Source organism: Corallococcus terminator (genome assembly GCF_003611635.1).
In the GTDB taxonomy this organism is placed as follows: domain Bacteria; phylum Myxococcota; class Myxococcia; order Myxococcales; family Myxococcaceae; genus Corallococcus; species Corallococcus terminator.
The window spans coordinates 1-7,804 of record NZ_RAVZ01000400.1; the positions used below are offsets into that span (position 1 = coordinate 1).

General features: G+C 69.9%; 5 protein-coding genes. All 5 read left to right on the plus strand.

Features of this window, described 5'->3' with window-relative positions; genetic code table 11:
* Positions 1–21: 21 nt before the first annotated feature.
* Genes D7V88_RS36005 through hmgA form a run of 5 tightly spaced genes read left to right on the plus strand, consistent with a single transcriptional unit; the run spans position 22 to position 7,784 of the window.
* A complete protein-coding gene (locus D7V88_RS36005) occupies positions 22–3,252 on the plus strand; it encodes a non-ribosomal peptide synthetase (RefSeq protein ID WP_244238574.1) in 3,231 nt (1,076 codons plus the stop codon).
* Positions 3,249–4,763 carry a condensation domain-containing protein gene (locus tag D7V88_RS36010; protein ID WP_120545116.1) on the plus strand — a complete coding sequence of 505 codons (1,515 nt, stop codon included), beginning with the start codon at positions 3,249–3,251 and terminating at the stop codon, positions 4,761–4,763. Before D7V88_RS36005 ends, D7V88_RS36010 begins: the two co-directional genes overlap by 4 nt.
* A complete protein-coding gene (locus tag D7V88_RS36015) occupies positions 4,760–5,959 on the plus strand; it encodes a cytochrome P450 (RefSeq protein ID WP_120545117.1) in 1,200 nt (399 codons plus the stop codon). The genes D7V88_RS36010 and D7V88_RS36015 overlap by 4 nt, the downstream gene beginning before the upstream one ends.
* Before the next feature lie 23 nt (positions 5,960–5,982).
* Positions 5,983–6,450: a MarR family winged helix-turn-helix transcriptional regulator gene (locus D7V88_RS36020; protein WP_120545118.1), complete on the plus strand. Its 468-nt coding sequence runs from the start codon at positions 5,983–5,985 to the stop codon at positions 6,448–6,450.
* A 38-nt stretch (positions 6,451–6,488) separates the two neighbouring features.
* Positions 6,489–7,784, plus strand: a complete 1,296-nt coding sequence (gene hmgA / locus D7V88_RS36025) for a homogentisate 1,2-dioxygenase (protein ID WP_120545119.1) — start codon at positions 6,489–6,491, stop codon at positions 7,782–7,784.
* The last annotated feature ends 20 nt before the right edge of the window (positions 7,785–7,804 follow it).

Sequence of the window (7,804 nt, forward strand, 5' to 3'; positions counted from 1 at the left end):
CCTCGGGGAGGCGCGGCGGGGATGGCGCTTACTCCTTCATTTGGACAGGAGCGCGTGTGGCTGATGCACAAGCTCAACCCGGACGCGCGGGCCTACCACACGCAGGCGGTGTTCCGGCTGGCGGGCGCGTTGGACCTCGCCGCGCTGCACGCGAGCCTCACCGACATCGTGCGGCGGCACGACGTGATGCGCTCCCGCTTCCCTGAAGTGGATGGGGAGCTGCGGTGTGAGCTGGAATCCCCGTGGGAGGTGGAGGTCCCCGTCCAGGACTTCAGCGGCGTGGACGAAGCGCTGCTGGCCACCCGGGTGGCGGAGGCTGTCCGGGACGCGGTGCAGGCCCCGTTCTCGCTCGCCGAAGGCCGGCCCTTCCGCTGGCGGCTGCTGCGCCTGGGCGCGGAGGAGCACGTCTTCGTGCACGTCGAGCACCACATCGTGCACGACGGCTGGTCCTTCAACGTCTTCGTGCGTGAGCTGCTCAACGGCTACGCGGAATATGTCCGCCACGGGGTGGTGCGCCGGCCCGCGCTGGCGGTGCAGTACTACGACTACTCGCGCTGGCAGCGGGAGTGGGTGGGCACCGAAGCCGCCGCGGCGCAGCGCCGCTTCTGGCGTCAGGAATTGGAGGGCGCGGAGACCCGGCTCCAGCTTCCTCGCCGCGCGGCTCCCGGGGGAAGACGGTTTCGAGGCGTGGCGCCCCGGGTGGAGTTGGATGGCGACCTCGCGCGCCGCCTCCAGGCCCTGGCGGACCGCAACCACACGTCCCTCTTCACCACGCTCCTCTCCGCGTTCTTCGTCCTCCTGCACCGGTACACCGGCTCCCGGGATCTCCTCGTCGGCTCCTCGGTCGCCAACCGGCGCTGGCAGGACACCGAGGGCATGCTGGGCATGTTCATCAACACGGTCGTGCTGCGCGGCCGGCTGGACGGGGACCCTTCGTTCGAGGAGTTCCTGGCGCGCATGCGGCGCACCACGCTGGCGGTCTATGACCACCAGGAGCTGCCCTATGAGCAGATCTTCGCGGAGTCGCCCGCGCGGCATCAGGGTGGTTTCAATCCGTTGATGCAGACGATGTTCAACTTCCACGACTCGTCGGTGGGCACGCTCGACGCGTCACCGCTCGACGTCACCTTCGTGGAGGGCCTGGGCAATGGCTCGGCCAAGTTCGAGCTGTCCGTCGTCGCGGTGCCGCTCTACGCCGAGCCGGGACACCTTCAACGGCTGGCCGGGGACGTGGTGAGCATTCCCCGCTCGGAGGCCCCCGTGCGCTCCAGTCCCCGCACTTCCCTGAGCGGCATCCTGCTCTCGTGGGAGTTCGACTCCGACCTCTTCGAGGACTTCTTCATCACCGGCATGTTGTCCGCGTACCAGCAACTGCTGCGCTCCATCACGGATGCGCCAGACACCCGCGTGTCCAGGCTGTCACTGCTGAACGACGCGGACCGGCGCGCGCTCGTCAGCGTGGGCCCAAGACAGGAAGCCCCCACGTACCGGGTGACCGAGTTGTTCGCCCAATGGACCCGCCGCGCGCCCGATGCCCCCGCCGTGAAGTCCGGCGACGCCGTGCTGACCTATGGCGGGCTGACGCAACGGGCGGAGCACCTGGCGCACCACCTGCGCGGTTTGGGCGTCGGCCGTGAGTCGCTGGTGGCGGTGTGCATCCCCCGTTCGGCGGAGCTGGTCGTCGCCCAACTGGGAATCCTCATGGCGGGGGCGGCCTTTCTGTCGCTGGATCCGAAGGCGCCTCCGGTCTACCGGGAGTCGCTCGTCCAGGATGCCGGGGCCCACGCCCTGGTCACCACGGCGGTGCTGGCGGACCGACTCACCCTCCTTCCCACCGTCGTGCTGGAGGAGCTGCCCCCGGTGTCGTCCGGGCCGCCGCTGCCCTCGGGAAGTCCGTCGGACCTCGCCTACGTCCTCTACACGTCCGGGTCGACCGGCAAGCCCAAGGGCGTTCAAATCGAACACCGCTCCGTGGTGTCACTGCTCCACAGGACGGCCCTGGCCGAGGACCTGGGGCCGGGCAAGACGATGCTGGCGATGGCGTCGGTCTCCTTCGACGTCTCGGTGCTGGAGGTCTGGGGCGCGCTGCTCAACGGCGCCGCGGTCCACTTCCTGCCGCCGGTCTGGGACGTGCCGACGCTGGCCCGGTGCCTCATCGAGGAGCGCATCACGCATGCGGTGATTCCCCCCGTGGTGTTGCCCCGCTTGGCGGCCGAAGCCCCGGAGGCCTTCGCCGCCATGGACCGGGTCGTGGTGGGCGGGGAGGTCTTTCCCCCGGAGGCGTTCCGCATGCTTCAGCGAGGAGGCTTCACGAAGCTGACGAACGCCTACGGCCCCACGGAGATCACCGTCATGGCCAGCGCCCACAAGCTCGACGAAGGGCATGATCCCGAAGCCACGAACGTGCCCATCGGTCGGGCGCTGTTCAATGCCCACCTCGTCGTGCTCGACGAACGCGGTCAGGTGGTCCCTCCGGGCGCGGTGGGGGAGATCTGCATCGGAGGGGATGGCGTCGCGCGCGGGTACCGCGGCAGGCCGGAGCTCACCGCCGAGCGGTTCGTGCCGGATCCGTTCGCGGCGCATCCTGGCGCGCGGCTCTACCGCAGCGGGGACCTGGGCCGGTGGCTTCCCGGCGGCATCATCGAGTTCCTGGGCCGGCGCGATGAGCAGGTGAAGGTCCGGGGCTTCCGGGTGGAGCTGGCGGAGGTGCGCGCCGCCCTGGCCGAGCATCCCGGCGTGGCGGACACCCTCGCGGTCATCGACTCGCGCGGGGAGGAGCCCCGCCTGGTGGGCTATGTCGTGGCCGAGGCGGGAGTCCCGGTGTCCGCGCAGGCCGTGCGCGAGGACCTGATGCGCTGGCTGCCGGGGCATCTGGTGCCCTCGGAGGTCGTGGTCCTGGAGGCGTGGCCGTTGACCCCGCACGGAAAGGTGGACCGCTCCCGGCTGCCCACCACGACTTGGCGGAGTCCGGAAGCGCCCTTCACGGCGCCGAGGACCGAAGCCGAGGTCCGCATCGCGGCGGTGGTCGCCGAACTGCTGGGGGTGACCCGGGTGGATGTCCACGAGAGCCTGCTCGCGCTGGGCATGCATTCGTTGCAGGCGATGCGGCTGGCCTCGCGGCTGGGCCGGATGGTGGGCCGGGAGGTCGGGCTCGCCACCATCCTCATGGGGCCCACCGTCGCGCAACTGGCCGACGCGCTCACCGTGGCGCCGGTCGCCCCCACGACGATCAAGCGGTTGCCGCGCGCATGACGACCGCGTTCCCGATGTCCTTCGCCCAGCAGCGGCTGTGCTTCCTGCACCGGATGGACCCCACCGGAGCGGCCCACGCCACGGTCCGCTGCCACCGTGTGACGGGACCCCTGGACCTGCGCGCCCTGCGGGGGGCCCTGGACGTGCTGGTGGCCCGGCACGAACCGCTGAGGACCGTCTTCCCGCTGGGGGCGCAGCAGGGCGTATCGCCGGAGGGGCGGGCACACGTGCACGTCGTGGACGTGGCGACCGAAGCCGAGGCCCTGCGCCACGCGCAAGTGGAGGCGGCCCGTCCATTCGACCTGGAGCACGGACCGCTGCTGCGGCTCACGGTGTTGAGGCTGGAGCCCCGGACGCACTTCCTCGTCTTCGCGGTGCACCTGCTCGCGGCGGATGGTGGGTCGCTTCAGGTCTTCTCCGAGGACCTGGCCCTCGCCTACCGCGCGGCCGTCCTGGGCGAACCCACCGGCCTGTCCGAGCTGCCCGTGCAGTACGTGGACTGGGCCGCGTGGCAGCGCGAACAGCTCACCGCTTCACGGCGCGAGTCGCTGTCGCGCTGGTGGCGTGAGCGGCTGTCAGGGGTTCCCCTGTTCCTGGACCTCGTCTCCCCGCGTCCCGCGCTGGGGCGGGGACGTCGCGCGCATCGGGTGCTGCCCGACGCCATCACCCGGTCCGTGCATGCCCTCGCGAGCGCCGAGCGTCAGACGGTGTTCACGGTGCTGGCCGCCACGTGCGGCCTCGTGCTCGGACACCGTGCGGGCCGTGAACGGGTGCTGCTGGGGCTGGCCGTGGCCAATCGGGACCTGCCCGAGGTCGAGCGCGTGCTCGGGTTCTTCGTCAACACCGTCGTGCTGGAGGTGGACCTGCGCGGCGACCCGGACTTCCGCGAGCTGCTGACGAGGGTGGCCACGTCCACGGCGGCCGCGTACGCGCACAAGGACCTGCCCTTCGAGCAACTCGTCGAGGACCTTTCCCCACCGAGAGACGCCACGCGGTCTCCCGTGGTCCAGGTGAACTTCGCCTACCATCCGCCCCACACGGCGGGAGCGCTCGTCCTGCACGGCTGCGAGGTGACGGAGCTGCTGTTGGACCTCCCCACCGCGAAGTTCGAACTCACCCTGCGGGTCGAGGAGCGCTCCGACGGCCCGTGCACTGTGTGGGCTGAATTCGATGAGAGTCTTTTCGACCTCGCGTTCATCGAAGGTCTGCTGGCCGCCTACGAAGAGCTCCTGCGGACCGTGGACCCCGGTGCACGGGCGTCGCGCCTGCGTCCTGCCCGGACCGCGACGGAAGAACACCTCGCCCGCATCTTCGCCGACGTGCTGAAGGTCGCTTCGATTGAGCCGTACGACGACTTCTTCCGGCTCGGTGGCCATTCCCTTCAGTTGGTCGAAATCGCTGCCCGGGTCCGGACCGAAATGGGCCAGGAACTCGGATTGCGTGCGCTGTATCAGCATCCCACCGTGGCGGGCGCCGCCGCCCTGCTCGAACGAACAGGAGCATCCCGATGAGCAATTCCTATCCGTTGCCCAAGGACTGGCAGCACCCGTTGGATCCTCCTGCCGACTACAAGCGGTTGAGGCAGGAGGCCCCGGTGTGCCCCGTGCGGATGTTCGACGGCAACACGCCGTGGTTGGTCAGTCGCTACCAGGACGTGCTCGCGGTGCTGAGCGATCCCCGGCTGGTCCTGGACTCCACGCTGCCGGGGTTCCCGCACATCTCCGCCTCCTCGGCGGCCCGGCAGGGGCGGCCCCTGCCTTTCTTCCTGCGCCCCGACGCGGAGTACCGGGTGCAGCGGGCCATGCTCGTGCAGGAGTTCCTGCCCCGGCGGATGGAGGCCCTGCGACCGCGCATCCAGCGCACCGTGGATGAGGCGCTGGATGCGATGCTGGCAGGCCCGCATCCGGTGGACCTGATGGCCGCGTTCGCGCTGCCCGTCGCCCTTCGCATCATCTGCGATCTGCTCGGTGTGCCCCATGATGGCGCGGAACGCCTGCACGTCCTCAGCCGGACGGTCGGCTCCCGCTCCTCGTCGCGCGAGGAGGCGAGGGCGGCCCTGGTCGGACTGGATGATGTCTTCCTGGAGCTGGTGGAGGCCAACCTGCGCGAGCCCACGAACACGCTCATCGGTCGCGTCGTGGCCGAGCAGGTGGCGACAGGCAAGCTGAGCCCCCCGGACGCCGCCTCCCTGTTCCATTCGTTGTTCTACGCGGGGCACGGTCCTCCCGCGTACATGTTCGGCCTGGGCACGCTGGCGCTGCTGCTCGACCCCGGGCAACTGGCGAAGTTCCGCGAGATGGAGGACCCCGCCGCCATCACCGCGGCCATCCAGGAACTCCTGCGCTTCGTCAACGTCTCGCACCTGGCCCGGCAGCGCGTCGCCACGGTGGATGTCACCATTGGCGGCCAGCTCATCCGCGCGGGGGAGGGCATCCTCGCGCAGCCGGATTCCGCCAACCGCGACGAAACGGTCTTCAAGGACCCGGACCGCCTGGACCTGCACCGTGAGGTGCACCGCCACTTCGCCTTCGGCCATGGCATCCACCTGTGCACGGGGCGGGCGCTGGCCCTCATCGAATTCGAGGTCGTGTTCAAGACGCTCTTCCAGCGCATCCCCACGCTGCGGCTGGCCGTGCCACCGGAGGAGGTCCGCTTCAAGAAGGATGAGAACCTGCTCGGCGTGCACGAACTGCCGGTCACCTGGTAGCCCGCGTCCCTATACTCCCCACGATGACCCGACCGCGCACCGCGAGCCTGAAACTCGACGCGTTCCTCCCCTACCGCCTGTCGGTCGCCGCGAACGTCGTCAGCCAGCGGGTCGCGCGCGTGTACGCGGAGCAGCACGGCCTGAGCACGCAGGAGTGGCGGCTCATCGCCGTGCTGGGGGAGGACGGCGAGCGCACGCAGTTGGAGCTCGTCAAGCGCACGCGGATGGACAAGGTGTCGGTGAGCCGCGCCGCGCGCTCGCTGGAGGCGCGGGGCCTGGTCCGACGCGCCACGAGCCAGAGCGATGCGCGGTCGCGAAGGCTGTCGCTGAACGCCGCCGGCCGCCGCATCTACGAACGGGTGGCCCCCGCCGCGCTCGACGCCGAGGCGGAGGTGCTCGCCGGGTTGAATGTCAGCGAACGTGCACTCCTGCGCTCATTGCTGGAGCGCGTCGAACGCGCCGCGACCGAGGCCCTGGGCCGCGACCCCTGAAGGTTGTCAAACTGGTTTCATTTGTTACCATCCCGGGCATGGAACCGCTCCAATACCTCACGGGCTTTGGGAACGAGCACGCAACGGAGGCCATCTCCGGAGTGTTGCCGGTTGGCCAGAACACGCCGCAGCAGGTCGCGTTCGGTCTCTATGCTGAACAGATTTCGGGCACGGCGTTCACCGCGCCGCGTTCGGAGAACCGGCGGACCTGGATGTACCGCCTGCGTCCCAGCGCGGGCCACCCGCCGTACCGGAAGACCGAAGCGCGCCGCCTGCGCAGCGGCCCCTTCGACGAAGTGCCGCCGCCGCCCAACCGGCTGCGCTGGGATCCACTGCCGCTGCCCACGGACCCGACGACGTTCCTGGAAGGGCTGTTCACGCTCGGGGGCAATGGCTCCGCGGCGGCGGGCGACGGCGCGGCGGTGCACCTGTACGTCGCCAACACGTCGATGGTGGACACCGCCTTCTTCAACGCCGACGGAGAGCTGTTGATCGTCCCGCAGCAGGGCGCGCTGCGCATCGTGACGGAGATGGGCGTGCTCGCCGTTCCTCCAGGCCACGTCGCGCTCATCCCGCGCGGGGTGCGCATGCGCGTGGAGCTGCCGGAAGGCCCCGTGCGCGGCTACATCTGTGAGAACCACGGTGCGGCGTTCCGGCTCCCCGAGCTGGGCCCCATTGGTTCCAACGGCCTCGCGAACCCCCGGGACTTCCGCGCGCCGGTGGCGAGCTTCGAGGACGTGGACCGACCCACGCGCGTGGTGCAGAAGTTCCAGGGGCACTTGTGGGAGACGACGCTCGACCACTCACCGTTCGACGTCGTCGCGTGGCACGGCTCCCATGTCCCGTATGTGTATGACCTGGCGCGGTTCAACACCATCAACACGGTCAGCTTCGACCATCCGGATCCCTCCATCTTCACGGTGCTGACCTCGCCCAGTGAGACGCCGGGGACCGCGAACTGCGACTTCGTCATCTTCCCGCCCCGGTGGATGGTGGCGGAGCACACGTTCCGGCCGCCGTGGTTCCACCGCAACGTGATGAGCGAGATGATGGGCCTCATCCACGGCGTCTACGACGCGAAGGCGGACCAGTTCGTTCCGGGTGGCGCGTCGCTCCACAACTGCATGAGCGCGCACGGGCCGGACCGGAAGACCTACGAGGCCGCGGTCGCCGCGTCGCTGGGCCCGAAGAAGATCGACAACACGCTCGCCTTCATGTTCGAGACGCGCCACGTGATTGCACCGACGCGCGCCGCGCTCGAAAGCCCGACGTTGCAGTCGGACTACGACGCCTGCTGGGGCGACCTGCGCAAGGCGCAACTGCCTCCGCGTTGAGGGGGGAGGCAGCTCGGGGG

What these genes read in the sequence shown, in the direction of transcription:
- D7V88_RS36005 (WP_244238574.1), top strand. Translation starts at nt 22, where the DNA reads ATGGCGCTTACTCCTTCATTTGGACAGGAGCGCGTGTGGCTGATGCAC.
- D7V88_RS36010 (WP_120545116.1), top strand. Translation starts at nt 3,249, where the DNA reads ATGACGACCGCGTTCCCGATGTCCTTCGCCCAGCAGCGGCTGTGCTTC.
- D7V88_RS36015 (WP_120545117.1), top strand. Translation starts at nt 4,760, where the DNA reads ATGAGCAATTCCTATCCGTTGCCCAAGGACTGGCAGCACCCGTTGGAT.
- D7V88_RS36020 (WP_120545118.1), top strand. Translation starts at nt 5,983, where the DNA reads ATGACCCGACCGCGCACCGCGAGCCTGAAACTCGACGCGTTCCTCCCC.
- hmgA (WP_120545119.1), top strand. Translation starts at nt 6,489, where the DNA reads ATGGAACCGCTCCAATACCTCACGGGCTTTGGGAACGAGCACGCAACG.